The organism is Vibrio rumoiensis (assembly GCF_002218045.2).
In the GTDB taxonomy this organism is placed as follows: domain Bacteria; phylum Pseudomonadota; class Gammaproteobacteria; order Enterobacterales; family Vibrionaceae; genus Vibrio; species Vibrio rumoiensis.
Genome location: NZ_AP018685.1, coordinates 1640585 through 1656316, shown reverse-complemented (window position 1 = coordinate 1656316; position 15732 = coordinate 1640585). Strand labels below are relative to the sequence as shown.

At 42.5% G+C, this 15732-nt stretch carries 17 protein-coding genes and 1 tRNA gene; 16 read left to right on the top strand and 2 right to left on the bottom strand.

All coding sequences use genetic code 11. The features are described 5' to 3' along the window. Positions 1-90 precede the first annotated feature (90 nt). The 15 genes from ruvC (at position 91) to nadA (ending at position 12818) form a co-directional block, all read left to right on the top strand. Positions 91-612 (top strand): crossover junction endodeoxyribonuclease RuvC, encoded by a 522-nt coding sequence (gene ruvC, locus VRUMOI_RS07645; RefSeq protein WP_027697174.1) that lies wholly within the window; start codon positions 91-93, stop codon positions 610-612. Positions 613-743: 131 nt separating this feature from the next. Beyond that, a complete protein-coding gene (gene ruvA, locus VRUMOI_RS07640) occupies positions 744-1364 on the top strand; it encodes a Holliday junction branch migration protein RuvA (protein ID WP_089139730.1) in 621 nt (206 codons plus the stop codon). Between the two features lie 21 nt (positions 1365-1385). After that, positions 1386-2399 carry a Holliday junction branch migration DNA helicase RuvB gene (ruvB, locus tag VRUMOI_RS07635; protein WP_089139731.1) on the top strand — a complete coding sequence of 338 codons (1014 nt, stop codon included), beginning with the start codon at positions 1386-1388 and terminating at the stop codon, positions 2397-2399. Positions 2400-2845: 446 nt separating this feature from the next. Beyond that, on the top strand, positions 2846-4432 hold the full coding sequence (gene cydA / locus VRUMOI_RS07630) for a cytochrome ubiquinol oxidase subunit I (protein ID WP_089139732.1): 1587 nt from the start codon (positions 2846-2848) through the stop codon (positions 4430-4432). A gap of 14 nt (positions 4433-4446) precedes the next feature. Next, on the top strand, positions 4447-5583 hold the full coding sequence (gene cydB / locus VRUMOI_RS07625; protein ID WP_089139733.1) for a cytochrome d ubiquinol oxidase subunit II: 1137 nt from the start codon (positions 4447-4449) through the stop codon (positions 5581-5583). A 12-nt stretch (positions 5584-5595) separates the two neighbouring features. Next, positions 5596-5703 carry a cytochrome bd-I oxidase subunit CydX gene (cydX, locus tag VRUMOI_RS07620; protein ID WP_027697179.1) on the top strand — a complete coding sequence of 36 codons (108 nt, stop codon included), beginning with the start codon at positions 5596-5598 and terminating at the stop codon, positions 5701-5703. Next, positions 5687-6004, top strand: a complete 318-nt coding sequence (locus VRUMOI_RS07615; protein WP_331813016.1) for a cyd operon YbgE family protein — start codon at positions 5687-5689, stop codon at positions 6002-6004. Before cydX ends, VRUMOI_RS07615 begins: the two co-directional genes overlap by 17 nt. Positions 6005-6281: 277 nt before the next feature. Beyond that, positions 6282-6683 carry a tol-pal system-associated acyl-CoA thioesterase gene (gene ybgC, locus VRUMOI_RS07610; RefSeq protein ID WP_089139843.1) on the top strand — a complete coding sequence of 134 codons (402 nt, stop codon included), beginning with the start codon at positions 6282-6284 and terminating at the stop codon, positions 6681-6683. After that, complete coding sequence (gene tolQ / locus VRUMOI_RS07605; RefSeq protein WP_089139735.1) at positions 6673-7359, top strand: protein TolQ; 687 nt, start codon at positions 6673-6675, stop codon at positions 7357-7359. The genes ybgC and tolQ overlap by 11 nt, the downstream gene beginning before the upstream one ends. 3 nt (positions 7360-7362) lie before the next feature. Then, positions 7363-7812, top strand: a complete 450-nt coding sequence (gene tolR, locus VRUMOI_RS07600) for a protein TolR (RefSeq protein ID WP_089139736.1) — start codon at positions 7363-7365, stop codon at positions 7810-7812. Continuing rightward, positions 7805-8815, top strand: coding sequence for a cell envelope integrity protein TolA (tolA, locus tag VRUMOI_RS07595; protein WP_231897434.1), 1011 nt, complete (start codon positions 7805-7807; stop codon positions 8813-8815). Before tolR ends, tolA begins: the two co-directional genes overlap by 8 nt. A gap of 60 nt (positions 8816-8875) precedes the next feature. Further along, positions 8876-10189 (top strand): Tol-Pal system beta propeller repeat protein TolB, encoded by a 1314-nt coding sequence (gene tolB / locus VRUMOI_RS07590; RefSeq protein ID WP_231897517.1) that lies wholly within the window; start codon positions 8876-8878, stop codon positions 10187-10189. Positions 10190-10243: 54 nt separating this feature from the next. Next, on the top strand, positions 10244-10759 hold the full coding sequence (gene pal / locus VRUMOI_RS07585; protein ID WP_089139738.1) for a peptidoglycan-associated lipoprotein Pal: 516 nt from the start codon (positions 10244-10246) through the stop codon (positions 10757-10759). A gap of 12 nt (positions 10760-10771) precedes the next feature. After that, positions 10772-11557: a tol-pal system protein YbgF gene (gene ybgF, locus VRUMOI_RS07580; RefSeq protein WP_089139739.1), complete on the top strand. Its 786-nt coding sequence runs from the start codon at positions 10772-10774 to the stop codon at positions 11555-11557. A 199-nt stretch (positions 11558-11756) separates the two neighbouring features. Then, entirely contained in the window at positions 11757-12818 is a 1062-nt protein-coding gene (gene nadA, locus VRUMOI_RS07575) for a quinolinate synthase NadA (protein WP_089139740.1), read from the top strand. Positions 12819-13446: 628 nt separating this feature from the next. Here nadA and VRUMOI_RS07570 read toward each other — a convergent pair. Then, positions 13447-14022 (bottom strand): UPF0149 family protein, encoded by a 576-nt coding sequence (locus VRUMOI_RS07570; RefSeq protein ID WP_089139741.1) that lies wholly within the window; start codon positions 14020-14022, stop codon positions 13447-13449. Positions 14023-14353: 331 nt separating this feature from the next. Here VRUMOI_RS07570 and VRUMOI_RS07565 point away from each other — a divergent pair, with 331 nt between their 5' ends. Beyond that, a complete protein-coding gene (locus VRUMOI_RS07565) occupies positions 14354-14794 on the top strand; it encodes an L-alanine exporter AlaE (RefSeq protein WP_089139742.1) in 441 nt (146 codons plus the stop codon). 577 nt (positions 14795-15371) lie between these two features. On the opposite strand, the gene VRUMOI_RS07560 is transcribed toward VRUMOI_RS07565, so the two are convergent. Beyond that, positions 15372-15459 (bottom strand) — tRNA-Ser (locus VRUMOI_RS07560). Between the last annotated feature and the right edge of the window lie 273 nt (positions 15460-15732).

Below are 15732 nucleotides of genomic sequence, written 5' to 3'. Positions count from 1 at the left end.
ACTAAAACACCCACATTTGATCATGTGGGTGTTTTTGTTTTTAACGCTGGTTATACTTTTAATACTTACGAACATAAATAAAGAGACAGTATGTCCATCATACTTGGAATTGATCCCGGCTCACGCATCACAGGTTATGGCGTAATTCGTCAAGAAGGGCGGCATTTACACTACTTAGGCAGCGGTTGTATTCGAATGTCAGAAGAGGCTTTACCTGGGCGCTTAAAACAAATTTATGCCGGTGTTTCAGAGATTATCACTCAATTTCAACCCGATGTGTTTGCCATTGAGCAAGTCTTCATGGCAAAGAATGCCGACTCTGCATTAAAGTTAGGTCAAGCTCGCGGTAGCGCAATTGTGGCCGCTGTAAATGCCGATTTACCGGTTTACGAATATGCGGCAAGGTTGATTAAACAAGCAGTGACAGGAACGGGCGGCGCAGATAAAGCTCAAGTTCAACACATGGTGAAAAGCATGTTAAAGCTACCTGCAAAGCCGCAAGCCGATGCTGCCGATGCATTAGGAGTAGCGATCTGTCATGCCAATACCAATAAAACGCTGATTGCACTGGCAGGTAAAGCCAGTGGGGCAAGGCGCGGTCGTTATCGTTAAAGTCGAACTTTTTAACTGTATAATGTACTGGATGTTTATCCAGTTAATCATTATTATATCGGCACAAGATAAAATGAATACTAAGCTTTGCTTTATTTTAGCTGAGCCATATTGAAGACGAGGAACATAGAGTGATAGGTCGCTTACGTGGAATACTAATTGAAAAACAACCACCAGAAGTTTTAATTGAAGTCTCTGGGGTCGGCTATGAAGTACAAATGCCAATGAGTTGTTTTTATGAATTGCCGAATGTAAACGAAGAAGCGATTATCTATACTCATTTTGTCGTTCGAGAAGATGCGCAACTGCTCTATGGATTTAATACAGTAAAAGAACGTGCGTTATTCCGGGAAGTGATCAAAGCCAATGGTGTTGGGCCTAAATTGGGTTTGGCTATTTTATCTGGTATGACGGCTTCACAGTTCGTCACTTGTGTTGAACATGAAGATGTGAGCACTTTGGTGAAGTTACCAGGTGTGGGTAAAAAAACCGCTGAACGTTTAGTGGTCGAAATGAAAGACCGCTTGAAAGGGTGGGTGACGCACGATCTATTTACTCCAGCCACCGATGCGGCTCCTGTGGATGTAATCTCAGATTCTCGCACCACTCACAATGCACAAGATGAAGCTGTTAGCGCATTGATTTCACTTGGCTATAAACCACCAATGGCTTCAAAAGTGGTTTCTCAAGTAGCGGGTGCGGATATGACAAGCGAAATGATCATTCGTGAAGCGCTAAAATCCATGGTATAGCTCTAGCTTGAGGTTAATTTAATGATAGAAGCGGATCGCTTAATTGCTGCCGATAGCCCGGTGTTTAAAGATGAAGATATTATCGACCGAGCGATTAGACCAAAGCGCTTAGAAGATTATCAAGGGCAAGATCATGTCCGCAATCAAATGGAAATTTTTATCAAAGCGGCTCAGTTACGCCATGAGCCCCTTGACCATTTGCTGGTTTTTGGTCCTCCAGGTTTAGGTAAAACGACGTTAGCCAATATTGTCGCCAATGAAATGGAAGTGAACATTCGTACGACTTCTGGGCCGGTACTCGAAAAAGCCGGCGATCTCGCAGCACTGCTGACTAACTTAGAAGAAAATGACATTTTATTTATTGATGAAATCCACCGTTTAAGCCCAGTAGTTGAAGAAATCTTATACCCTGCGATGGAAGATTATCAGCTGGACATTATGATTGGTGAAGGTCCAGCGGCTCGCTCAATCAAAATCGATCTCCCGCCTTTTACTTTAATTGGTGCCACAACGCGTGCCGGTTCTTTGACATCACCACTGCGTGACCGTTTTGGTATTGTGCAGCGTTTAGAATATTACAAAGTGAAAGACCTTCAACACATCGTAAAACGCAGTGCAGATTGCTTGGGTTTATCGATGGAAGAAGAGGGTGCACTAGAAGTGGCTCGACGTTCACGCGGTACGCCTCGTATCGCCAACCGATTGCTTCGTCGAGTGCGTGATTATGCCGAAGTAAAAGGTAATGGCCATATTTGTCCAGATACAGCAGATAAAGCGCTGAATATGCTTGATGTAGACAGCCAAGGCTTTGACTATATGGATAGAAAGCTATTACTGGCGATCATGGAAAAATTCTCTGGTGGACCTGTTGGGCTTGATAACTTAGCGGCTGCAATTGGCGAAGAGAAAGATACCATTGAAGATGTGATTGAGCCTTATCTTATTCAACAAGGTTATTTGCAAAGAACCCCAAGAGGGCGAATTGCTAGTGATAGAGCATACTTACATTTTGGCCTAGACAAACCAGATAGATAACGTCAATTCTGGTTAAATTAAATACAAAAGGGTAACGAGGTGTTTGTTACCCTTTTTTAATGCTTGCATGCCAACCTTACTACTCTAGAATCCACGTTAATAACGTGTCACAAGATTGCCTACATAAAAAGTTATAAGACTAATAGCAAGGCTTAAAATTTTTTGATTTCACTCACATATATAGGAAGGCAGACTAAACTGTTTAGGTTGGTTTGTCAGATTTGTTGCTTCATTCAAAAATAGTTTAGAAAACTTTTGACACATCAGAGCTTAATGCGTAATATTAGCACTAACTATATTAGATAGTGCTTAACAAAATAATAACCATTTAGGCACATTTTTGTAACAAATCAGCGTTGTTTTGTTGAGTGTGTTTACTTTAACCATCCTAATCGTTGTATGACGTCTGTTTTCAGACTCGGATAGCGACATAAAAAGGAGTTACCATGATTGATGTTGTTGATCTATCGCGGCTGCAATTTGCAATGACTGCGATGTATCACTTCCTATTTGTTCCTTTGACTCTTGGTATGGCATTTTTACTTGCCATCATGGAATCAGTTTATGTAATGACAGGAAAGCAAATCTACAAGGACATGACGAAGTTCTGGGGTAAGCTTTTCGGTATTAACTTTGCTCTAGGTGTTGCGACAGGCTTAACCATGGAGTTTCAGTTTGGTACCAACTGGTCATACTATTCACATTATGTAGGTGATATTTTTGGTGCGCCTTTAGCTATTGAGGCACTGATCGCATTCTTCTTAGAATCAACGATGGTTGGCTTGTTCTTCTTTGGTTGGGATCGTTTGTCAAAACGCCAGCACTTAGCGGTAACTTGGCTAGTGGCTATTGGTTCGAACTTCTCTGCGCTTTGGATTTTGATTGCCAACGGTTGGATGCAAAACCCAGTAGGGGCGGAATTTAACTACGAAACGATGCGTATGGAAATGGTGAGCTTCTCTGAAGTTCTCTTTAACCCAGTCGCTCAAGTTAAATTCGTTCACACGGTTTCATCTGGCTACACTTGTGGCGCAATGTTCATTTTAGGTATTAGTTCTTACTACTTGCTTAAAGGCCGTGATATTCCTTTTGCACGTCGTTCATTTGCTATTGCAGCGTCTTTCGGTATGGCCGCGATTCTATCAACGCTAGTACTAGGTGATGACTCAGGTTATGAGCTTGGTGACGTACAACAAGCAAAACTCGCAGCAATTGAAGCTGAATGGCACACTGAGCCAGCACCAGCTGCATTTACCGCTTTTGCTTTCCCAAGCCAAGAGGAAATGAAGAATAATTACTCGATTCAAATTCCTTATGCGCTAGGCATCATTGCTACTCGCTCTTTAGATAAGCAAGTGAAAGGTATTTCTGATCTAGAAATCGAACACGAAGTGCGTATCCGTAACGGTATGATTGCTTATGGTTTGCTTGAAAAACTGCGCTCTGGTGAAAGAACCGATGCGAACGTTGCCGCTTTTGATGATGTGAAAAAAGACTTAGGTTACGGTCTATTGCTTAAACGTTATACGGATGATATTGCTCAAGCATCAGAAGAGCAAATTCAAAAAGCAGTGAAAGACTCGATCCCTCAAGTTTGGCCGTTGTTCTGGTCATTCCGTATCATGGTTGCCGCTGGCGTGATTATGCTAGCCGTCTTTGCATTTGCCTTTATTCAAACGTGTCGTCAACGTATTGAAAAGCACCCACTACTATTAAAAGCTGCGCTATTTAGTATTCCACTACCTTGGATTGCGATTGAAGCAGGTTGGTTTGTCGCAGAATATGGTCGTCAGCCATGGGCGGTTGGTGAGATTCTTCCAACTAACGTGGCAGCATCTGCATTATCGCGCGGCGAAATCTTAACCTCAATTTTTGCAATTGTTGCATTCTATACTTGTCTGTTAATCGCAGAAGTATACTTGATGGTTAAATTTGCACGTAAAGGTCCTAGTAGCTTAAAAACTGGACGTTATCACTTCGAGCAAAACGATACCTCTTTAGAAGGTAAAGTTTCTCGTGAAGTTGAAGCATAAGCAGGGGATAATTCATGTTTGATTACGAAGCATTACGATTTATTTGGTGGGTACTGATCGGCGTATTATTCGTCGGTTTCGCTATCGCCGATGGTTTTGATATGGGTGTAGGCGCATTAGTGCCTATCATCGGCAAAACTGACACTCAGCGTCGTGTGATGATTAACTCAATCGCACCTCACTGGGATGGTAACCAAGTTTGGTTAATTACTGCTGGCGGCGCGTTATTCGCTGCATGGCCAATGGTTTACGCGACATCATTCTCAGGTTTTTACTTGGCAATGATCGTGACGCTAGCGGCACTTTGGTTGCGTCCAGTTGCACTTGATTACCGTTCAAAAATTGAAACAACAAAGTGGCGTAATAACTGGGATATCTGTATCTCAATCAGTGGTTTCGTACCACCGCTTATCTTTGGTGTGGCATTTGGTAACTTACTGCAAGGTGTGCCATTTGAACTGAATGAGTTCATGATGTCTCAATACCACGGTAACTTCTTCGGCCTACTCAACCCATTTGCGCTTTTATGTGGTCTAGTGAGCGTATCTATGTTCGTTCTGCAAGGTTCAACATGGTTACAAATGAAAACCACTGGTGATGTGTATAACCGTGCACGCACAGTTTCAACCATTACAGGTCTGTTAGTGGCAGTACTATTTGTTGCGGCTGGCTTCTGGGTTCAAAATATCGATGGTTACGTAGTGAAAAGCGTTATTGATACCAATGGTCCTTCAAACCCGTTACTGAAAGAAGTCGCGCGTGAACCAGGTGCTTGGATGAATAACTTCGCGACATATCCATTACTATGGATTGCTCCAGCGCTAGGTGTTGTAATGGCATTGCTTGCTGTCGTGGCAACCAAAGCACAGAAGGGCGCGTTAGCTTTCCTTGCTTCAAGTTTGACTTGTGCAGGTGTGATCTTAACTTCGGGTTTTGCAATGTTCCCATTCGTTATGCCATCTAGCTTAGATCCAAACGTAAGTTTCACATTATGGGATTCAACATCGAGCTTGTTGACTCTAGAAATCATGACAGGCGTTGCTTTTGTTATGGTTCCTGTGATTCTTGGTTACACAGCATGGACTTACTACAAGATGTTCGGTCGTCTTGATGACAAGTACATCGAAGATAACAAAAACTCACTTTACTAAGGAGCAATCATTATGTGGTATTTTGCTTGGATTCTAGGCGTATTACTTGCCTGTGCATTCGGTATTATCAATGCTCTTTGGTTAGAGCATTCAGAAATGATGGATGAGGATCGTGAATAATATTAGTCAAAAAATGACTGATATACACTCACCAATGGATAGGGCTCTTTTAAGAGCCCTGTTTTTTATCGTGACCGTGTTTCATATCAGTATGTTTATGTGGGAACCGAGATCTTATGCCGACCAGGTCGGCGGTTTTCACTTAGTGTTAACGGTGCTGTTTATTTGGTCTTTATGTAGTTCGCTTATTTATAGTGTGGGTTTCAAACCTATCCTGTGGGTGTGGCAATTATTATTTAGTCCTTATTTTTCAGGGCCGATTTTAGGTTACTTCACAGCACTTTATTTTTTACATAATTAAACTTTGTAAAAAATAATGTCTTAAATAACGAAAGACCTTATTGTTTATTTAAAGCCATCATGCGTCTTGCCGACCATGGTGGCTTTTTTATGAGCAAAAAAGCCGCCATATAAAAAATAACCAAGAATGGTTAAGTAAATAATTTATAGATATTTAAATAAAAAAATGGCTTATGATATTATTCAGCGCAGTAAGTTGCTGTATAGTGATTTAGTAAGTAAACAACTGACTTGATTAAAACAAGCGATAGGTAGCTAACGTGACAGAGCAAACAAAAATGACATTCAAATGGCCTATCACCATTTACTATGAAGATACCGATGCGGGTGGTGTGGTATACCACTCTAATTATTTGAAATTTTTCGAACGTGCTCGTACTGAATTGCTACGTGCTCAAGGCATCTCACAACATACGCTCCTTGAACAAGAAATAGGGTTTGTTGTGCGCCATATGGACATTGATTACATCCAAGGTGCAAAGCTTGACGAGCATCTCGAAGTGTTAACATCCATTGTCAATTTAAAAAAAGCTTCCATCTCATTCTGTCAGGAGTTAGTCAATCTTGAAGGCAGAATCTTGTGTAAAGCAACGGTTAAGGTAGCCTGTGTCAACATTAAACAGATGAAACCTCAAGCCATCCCAAGCACTATTATGTCGGAGTTCGCCAGTGTCAGCTGAAATTTCAATTTTTGACCTTTTTTTACAAGCCAGTCTTCTCGTTAAGGCTGTCATGTTAATTCTACTTGGCATGTCTGTGCTTTCTTGGGCTGTCATTCTAAAAAGAAGTAAAATTCTCAACAAAGCCGCTAAAAATGCAGCGTCGTTTGAAGAAAAGTTTTGGTCAGGTGTGGATTTATCGCAGCTATACCATGAAGTAAAAGCTCGCAAAAATAGCTTATTAGGTTCCGAGCAAATTTTTTATGCTGGTTTTACTGAGTTTGCCCGCTTACGTCGTACTCATGGCGCGTCTGCCGACTACATTATGGAAGGGGCGGGTCGTTCAATGCGTGTCACACTTTCTAAAGAAATGGATGAGCTTGAAAACCAATTACCATTTTTAGCGACGGTAGGTTCTATTAGTCCATACATTGGTTTATTCGGTACCGTATGGGGCATTATGACGGCATTCATCGCGCTTGGTGAAGTGAAGCAAGCAACATTAGCGATGGTTGCGCCAGGTATTGCCGAAGCGCTTGTTGCGACTGCGATGGGTCTATTTGCTGCGATTCCAGCAGTTATGGCTTATAACCGTCTGAGTAATCAGGTGTCTAAGTTAGAACACAACTATGCAACGTTTGCCGAAGAATTTCACAGCATTTTGCATCGCCAAGTGATGGCAGAGCATAAGGATTAAGTTATGGCGGGTTATGTTCGTAAAAAACGCCAACTGAAAGCTGAAATCAACGTTGTTCCTTATATCGATGTGATGTTGGTTTTGCTGATCATCTTCATGGTGACTTCTCCTTTTGTTACCCAAGGGGTAGAAGTGGAATTACCTAAGACAGAAACAGCGCAACCAGCCTCTGAAATTGCCGGGGATTCCGATGCAAGTTTCATTATTGTTGAGATTGATAAGCAAGGAAACTTGGGCATTAGTGTTAATGATGAAGATATGGAACGTGGTTTATCGATGGATGAAGTGATTACTCGAGTGAAAGCGGAACGTTCACTTTCGCCTAAATCTCCTGTTGCGGTTGGGGGAGATCAGCAAACGCCTTATTCTGATGTGGTATTAGTATTGGATCAGTTAAATAAAGCGGGTATCGAAAAAGTAGGTTTACTCACCGATATTAAAGAGAATGGCTAATTTGTTAATGCTTAATAAAGAATACAAATCAGCTATATTGATCTCGGTTGTACTGCATATTATTTTGTTTGTACTACTTTTAGGCGGATCATGGTTTTCTGATAATGACAAAAAGCCGAAACATCAAATGGTTGAGGCGGTTGTGATTGATCCTAAAGCGATAGAGAAGCAAGCAAAAACGATTCGTGATCAGCGTGATGCTGCCAAAAAAGCAGAACAACAACGAGTTGAAAAACTTCGTGAACAGGCTGAGCGACAAGAAAAGAATCGTAAAAAAGAAGAAGAGAAACAGCGTAAGCTTCAAGAGCAAAAAGTTTTGCAAGAGAAGCAAGCAAGAGAAGCTGAAAAACAAAAGCAACTTGCAGAGAAGAAACAAAGAGAAGCACAAGAAAAGGCTCGCATAGAAAAAGAACGTGCTGCGAAAGCCGAAGCAGAGCGCAAAGCAAAACAAGCTGCGGAAGCTAAAGCGGCTGCAGAGAAAAAAGCTGCTGAACAAGCTAAGGCGGCAGCTGAAGCGAAAGCCGCAGCAGAAGCTAAGGCAAAAGCCGATGCAAAAGCGAAAGCGGAAGCTGAAAAACGCGCGAAAGAAAAAGCTCAACAACAAGCGGCTGAAAAAGCACGATTAGCCCGTGAAAAAGAAGCCCAAGAAGCAGCGTTGAATGATATTTTCTCTGGCTTAGAAGCGGAAAGTGTGCAGATATCTTCGGCTCGACAAAAGTACATTGCATCTGAATTGGATCGTTATGGCGCTATTTATAAACAAATGATTCAAGAGAAATTACTGACGGAAGACTCATTTAGAGGCAAGTCATGTAAAATTAACATACGTTTAGTACAAACGGGCAGTGATGCTATTGTCAGTAAAGTGACGGCGATTGATGGCGAGTCCGCAGTATGTTCCGCGGCAAAACGCGCGATAGCACAAGTAGGTAACTTCCCTATGCCAAAAGAACAAGACGTCGCAGACCAATTAAAGAATATCAACTTAGTTGTTGATCTGTAATGCACCAATAAGGAATATTCAGTGATTAAACGTTTTTTATTAGGATTATTTTGTATCACCATGGCGGTAAGCCAAACGGCGAATGCGGCATTGGAGCTTGTCATTACCGAAGGGACTAACTCTGCACGTCCTATTGGTGTGGTTCCGTTTAAGTGGGGTGGTTCAGGCCAGTTACCACAAGATGTTTCAGCTGTAATTGCCTCTGACTTACAACGCAGTGGTAAGTTCAATCCGGTGGCGACATCAAAAATGCCACAAACCCCTTATAATGATGCTGACATCAATTTTTCTGCTTGGAATAAATTAGGGGTAGATGCGCTAGTAACCGGTACTATTACTCCGGCGGAAAATGGCCAGTATGTAATTGAATACCAATTATCTGACATCGTTCGTGGTCAATTGACGAGCGGGCAAAACAAATCGTTAAATGATAAAGGCCAACTGGTATTATCGAAAGACTACTTATTATTTAGTAAACGTGCCGTCGTTCCAGCCAAGCGTTTACGTGAATATGCACACCGTATTTCTGATTTGGTTTATGAACAATTGACCGGTGAAAAAGGTGCATTTTTAACACGTATCGCTTATGTTGTGGTGAATAATAGCAGCAACTACCCATACGAATTGAGAATTGCGGACTATGATGGTTATAACGAACGCCTAGTGCTTCGTTCTAAACAGCCATTAATGTCTCCAGCTTGGTCACCAGATGCTCGTAAATTAGCTTATGTGAGTTTCCAAACGGGTCGTGCTCAGCTTTACATGATGGATATTTATACGGGTAAAACCGAAGTCTTGACGGCGTTTCCTCGTCACAATGGTGCACCAGAGTTCTCGCCAGATGGTAAGAAGTTAGCTCTGGTGCTTTCTAAGACAGGTACACTACAGGTGTATATCTTAGATTTAGAAACGCGTAAGTTAACTCAAGTGACGAACGATCGTGCAAACAATACTGAACCATTCTGGATGCCAGATGGTAAATCATTAATCTTCACATCGGATAGAGGTGGCTTGCCACAAATCTATAAGGTGGACTTGTCAAACAAATCGACGACTCGATTGACATGGCAAGGCAGTCAAAATCTTGGTGGGCAAGTGACTCCTGATGGCCGATTCTTAATTATGGTGAATCGTGGCCAAGGTGGATTTAATATTGCAAAACAAGATTTGGAAACAGGGGCCGTTCAGGTGTTAACAAAAACACAACTGGATGAGTCTCCAAGTATTGCACCAAATGGTAGTATGGTGATATATAGCTCTATGTATAATAGGCAAAATGTTCTATCAATGGTTTCTCTTGATGGCCGTTTTAAAGCTAGACTACCGGCAACCAATGGACGAGTGAAAGCTCCAGCTTGGTCACCATTTTTATAATAAAAGCAGTATTTAAACTAATAGATAGTTACTGACAATATAAGGAAGAAAAATATGCAACTGAATAAGATTTTAAAAGGCCTAGTGATCGCTCTACCTCTACTAACAGTAGCAGCTTGTAGCTCTAGCGATGACGCAGCAAATGCATCTGATTCTCAAACAACTGCACAAGAAACAGCAGTTACAACTCCAATGGATGAGAGTGCAGCACTATCTGAGCAAGAGCAAATGGAACAACAACTTCGTGAAAACTCAACGGTTTTCTTCAAGTTTGATACTTCAGAAATCTCTTCTGAATACGAAGATATCCTAGCCGCTCACGCTAAATTTTTAAGCAACACACCAGATGTTAACGTAACAATTGAAGGTTATGCTGATGAGCGTGGTACTCCTGAGTACAACATCGCACTAGGTGAGCGTCGTGCTGAAGCGGTATCTAAGTACCTACAAGCTTTAGGTGTTCAAGCTAGCCAAATCTCTATCGTGAGCTACGGTGAAGAGAAGCCTCTAGAAATGGGTCAAACTGAAGCGGCTTACTCTAAAAACCGTCGTGCAGTTGTCGTTTACTAATAGGCGATAATTATGTTTGGTAACTTAAAGCGAGTTATTACGCTTACGTTACTAGTAAGTGCAGCAGGCCCCGTGCTTGCTGCATCTGCTCCAGTATCTGATCTCAATGACTCTTACACTGCATCTTCTGGCTCGTCAGAAACCACATCTCAACGTTTGCAGCGCTTGTTGGATAACAGCAACCGAGTGCAAGCACGCCTTCAACAACAAGTTGATAGCCAAGCAGCGGATTTAAGTAATTTACGTGGCACCATTGAACGTAATAATTACGATATGAAGCAAATGGTTGAGCGTCAGCGCCAATTATTTATCGAACTTGATAAACTTCGCACCGAAGTGAATGAGCTGAAAAAAAGCGGCGTATCTGCAGCTGGCTCGTCTACCGCGGCTGAAACCGCTAGCGTTGCGGCATCGTCTGAAGTGATTAAAGCATCCGGTGATGAACAAAGCGCCTATCAAGCAGCGGTCGACTTGATCTTAAAAGATCGTGATTATGATGGTGCGATTACTGCGCTGAAAGATTTTCAAGTTAAGTACCCGAACTCTGGTTATGCAGCCAATGCCCATTACTGGTTAGGGCAACTGTATTTTGCGAAGAAGCAAGATGTGGATTCTGCGAAAAGCTTTGCTGCAGTCGCGAGTTATAAAGATTCTTCGAAACGTGCCGATGCGCTAGTGAAGCTCGGTGACATCGCGAAGCGTAATAATAATGATAAAGCTGCAAACAAGTATTACCAACAGGTGATCAGCGAATACCCAAATTCGTCAGCAGCTAAATTAGCGCAAAGTAACTTGTAATCATTTTTGATTGCATGGCGTTAAAATCATATTGAGCCACCACATACGGTGGCTTAATTATTTCTACTCTCATAAGCTCATTTCAGACATTCGTTTTTACTGAATCCGAAAAAATTGACACGCCAAAAAGTCCGGTTTTAGAATTTCCTTTAATAGGTGTACAATATTCGGATTATTAGAACTGCGTAGAGTAAGAGCAATGGCGCATATCAACGATACAATCGAGACCGTTTATCCTTTCCCTCCTAAGCCTGTACCACTGACGGCAGAGCAAAGTACGGATTACATTCAAAAGATCAAAGCATTGCTTGTCGAAAAAGATGCTGTGTTGATCGCGCACTATTATACCGACCCAGAAATTCAAGCTTTAGCGGAAGAAACGGGCGGCTTTGTGGGCGATTCATTGGAAATGGCCAAGTTCGGTAATCGTCATCCAGCGTCAACCTTGATTATTGCAGGTGTGCGTTTCATGGGTGAGTCAGCCAAAATCCTAACGCCAGAAAAACGCATCTTAATGCCAACCTTAAAAGCAGAATGTTCGCTTGATCTTGGTTGTCCGGCGGATAAGTTCACCGAGTTTTGTGATGCGCACCCCGATCATACCGTCGTGGTTTATGCCAACACTTCAGCAGCGGTTAAAGCGCGCGCTGATTGGGTTGTGACGTCAAGTATCGCTCTGGAAATCGTGGAGCATTTAGATTCCGAAGACAAAAAAATCATCTGGGGGCCAGATCGCCACCTAGGCTCATACATCGCGAAGAAAACCGGCGCAGAGATGCTTCTGTGGCAAGGTGAGTGTGTTGTGCATGATGAATTTTCTGCCAAAGCATTGAAAGACATGAAAGCGCTTTATCCAGAAGCCGCCGTTCTCGTTCATCCTGAATCACCAGCAAGTGTGGTCGAATTAGCTGACGCTGTAGGCTCGACCAGCCAGTTGATTAAAGCAGCTAAAGAGTTACCGCATCAAAAAATGATCGTGGCGACCGATAAAGGCATCTTCTTTAAAATGCAACAACTAGTGCCAGAAAAAGAGCTAGTTGAAGCGCCAACCGCTGGGAATGGCGCAACATGTCGCAGCTGTGCGCACTGCCCGTGGATGGCAATGAACGGCCTGAAAGCGATTGAAAGTGCGTTATCAGAAGGAGGGGCAGAGCACGAAATCTTTGTTGATGAAGAAACTCGCGTGAAATCACTCATCCCACTAAACCGCATGCTCGATTTTGCTGAGTCGTTGAATCTACAAGTGAAAGGGAATGCGTAAGTAGAGCCGAAGCTCGTTGCTCGGAAAAGATTAAAGCGGAGCCGAGGGGCGGGGACGCTACGCTCGAGAGCCGAAAAGAGGTGTTGTTCCGGGTAACATTACGGTAATTCGTTGTTCGGGCGCGTTGCTTCTCGTGACCCGGAAAAGATTAAAGCATGAGTCGAGAGGCGAGGACGCTGCGCTCGAGAGCTGGAAAGAGGTGTTGTTTCGGGTAACGTTACAGTAATTCGTTGCTCGGTCGCGTTGCTTCTCGTGGCTCGAAAAGATTAAAGCGGAGCCTAGGGGCGGGGACGCTACGCTCGAGAGCCGGAAAGAGGTGTTGTTTCGGGCAAAGTTACTATAATTCGTTGCTCGGTCGCGTTGCTTCTCGTGGCTTGAAATAGAGCCGAGGAGCGGGGACGCTGCGCTCGAGAGCCGAAAAGTGGCGCTCTTCGCTTTTACTCGTAACTCGTAGCGAAGCGCTCTCGCTACTCGTAACATCTTCTAAAAGGCCGATATAATCCAATATATCGGCCTTTCTTCATGGTTTGATCTAACACGTAACCCGCAGCGAAGCGTTCTCGGCTCTCGCTACAATCTTCTTCTATTCGAGCCACGAGAAGCGAAGCGCCCCAAAAACGAGAATCGTTTAATGATTCGTATCTTGCGCCAACTGATTACCACGTTGAGTTAAACCACACAACATAACCGGCATCGCGTTGTAGATTTCTTCAAACTCATCTAAACCCGTTAAGCCTTGATCAGACAACGTCATAATTGCCGTTTCAGGATCATAAAGCATACTCACAGACAGCAATACACCACCCAGTAACGCGTTATCTTCACTGTCTTCAGGCATTAAGGTTTCCCAATCATCACGGCTAAGCTGCCAGCCTTGTAATAAACCTTCCGCAAAATCGCGCACAGATTCAGTCACCACTTCTTCTTCATCAAGCGTGTAACCTTCCGGCCAGCTCCAGGTGCCTTCAAGCAAAGCAGGGTGAATACGGTTCCATTCCGCGATAACAAGTTCAGCATATTGCTCAAACTGTTCGGCTGTCTCAAAAGGAGCCGTTTCTTCACCACCCCACAAGAACGGGAGCCATTCAGAAGGATCAAGCAAATGTGGCGCAGCCGCCATGGCCGTGATAAAGCCTTGTGTTTGTGCTGCATTTAATAATTTGTTTTCAAGCTCAGGTTGGCTCAGTAGTTCATCTAACGTCACGGTATTTACCTATTCACAAATGATGGGGTAATGATAGCAAGCTCATAAGCGAGAACATACCGTTATTCGACAAGTTTAAAAGCCTTTGAATAAAAGCCTAATTAAATAGCTAGTGAATCAGTTTGTTAAATTAAAATTAACAAGATTTATTGACTGCATAATCACTAAAAATCTAATTATAAAAACCATTAAAACTTATATAAATGGTTTTTAATGCTTTGATTTTACTTTGTGAGTGCGAATATAATCTGCTTAAAGTGAGAAGGGTAGTGAATCACGACTTAACTCATCAATTTTATTGGGTTTTTATTCTTGATAGGTAGGTAAGCAAATGTCGTTTTCTGGTTCAGCCCGCTTTCGCCAAGCCGCAGCCGATATGTTTGCAATGGTCGTGTTTAGTTTTATTGCCGGTATGGCGATAGAAATCTTTGTATCAGGCATGTCATTTCATCAATCACTCGCCTCAAGAACCTTATCGATTCCGGTGAATATAGTGATCGCCATTCCATACGGCTTATTTCGAGACTGGGTATTACGCAACAGCCAACGTATCTCTGAGAAACGTGGAATGAAAAAAATTGCCGACATGTTTGCCTACGTCACGTTTCAATCACCAGTCTACGCCATGATTCTATTGGTCGTTGGCGCCACCCCAAGCCAAATCGTCACTGCGGTAATCAGTAATGCTGTCGTCGCTGGAGCCATGGGCGTGGTTTATGGCGTGTTTTTGGATGCCTGCCGCAAGTGGTTTAGAGTGCCGGCTTATACGTAGGATAATTCATCAGCTTTATTTAAGTTTAAAATAGTCAGCCAGATGCTGGCTATTTTTGTATTTGAATAGTAGAGGTAGGTTTATCGTTTAGCGGCTGCTGTGAATTGGATGAGGAGTACACTCTAATCTACTTAAGTTTCAGTAGATTAGAGAACTTTCATTAATAAGAGCAGTATCCACCTTTATGATGTGGGCCGGTTCCTCCGTATGGGTGTTGGCCTTTAGGACAGGCCAAAGCGCTAGCAGAGGACAAAGTGATGAAAGTAACTAGGATTACCGATAGGATTTTTTTCATAAATTCTCATTGCTCTTAAGTATTGTAATATTGTTTATCTATTTAAGTTTATCGTGCACTTAATAAACTTTACATAGAGTAGGCTTATATAAAATTAAATAGCTGATATAGGTCAATGAAGAGCAAGTTAGAAAGACTTCAAATAATTATTTAAGCCAGTTGTGGGGATGGCTAAAAGAGATATTTGGCTGATTTGATAGTGTTAAAGCAGCATACCATTGTCTGCTACTTTGTTCACTGACTTAAAATAAAAAAGGCCTGAATAATCAGACCTTTATAATGTGGCGGTGAGTGAGAGATTCGAACTCTCGGTACGTTGCCGTACACACACTTTCCAGGCGTGCTCCTTCAGCCACTCGGACAACTCACCGAATTTTGTGTCAAGGCTTTGCTCAACGAGGCGCTAATTTAATGATTATGCTCGGGAAGGTCAAGCGATTTGGGAGATTTTCCTAGGATTAAAGGTCGATTGTTTAATATTTATAATATAGGTGGCTAATAAGTAACCGCTGAGGGAGAGTTAGGCAAAAATAAAAATTGATACGTTCTCCAGTTTTGAGATTTATATAACAACGTGACTGCATTTTAGTCGGACGATTATTGAAAAACTCTTTAACTTCGTAGGTGACTTTTATTTGGGACG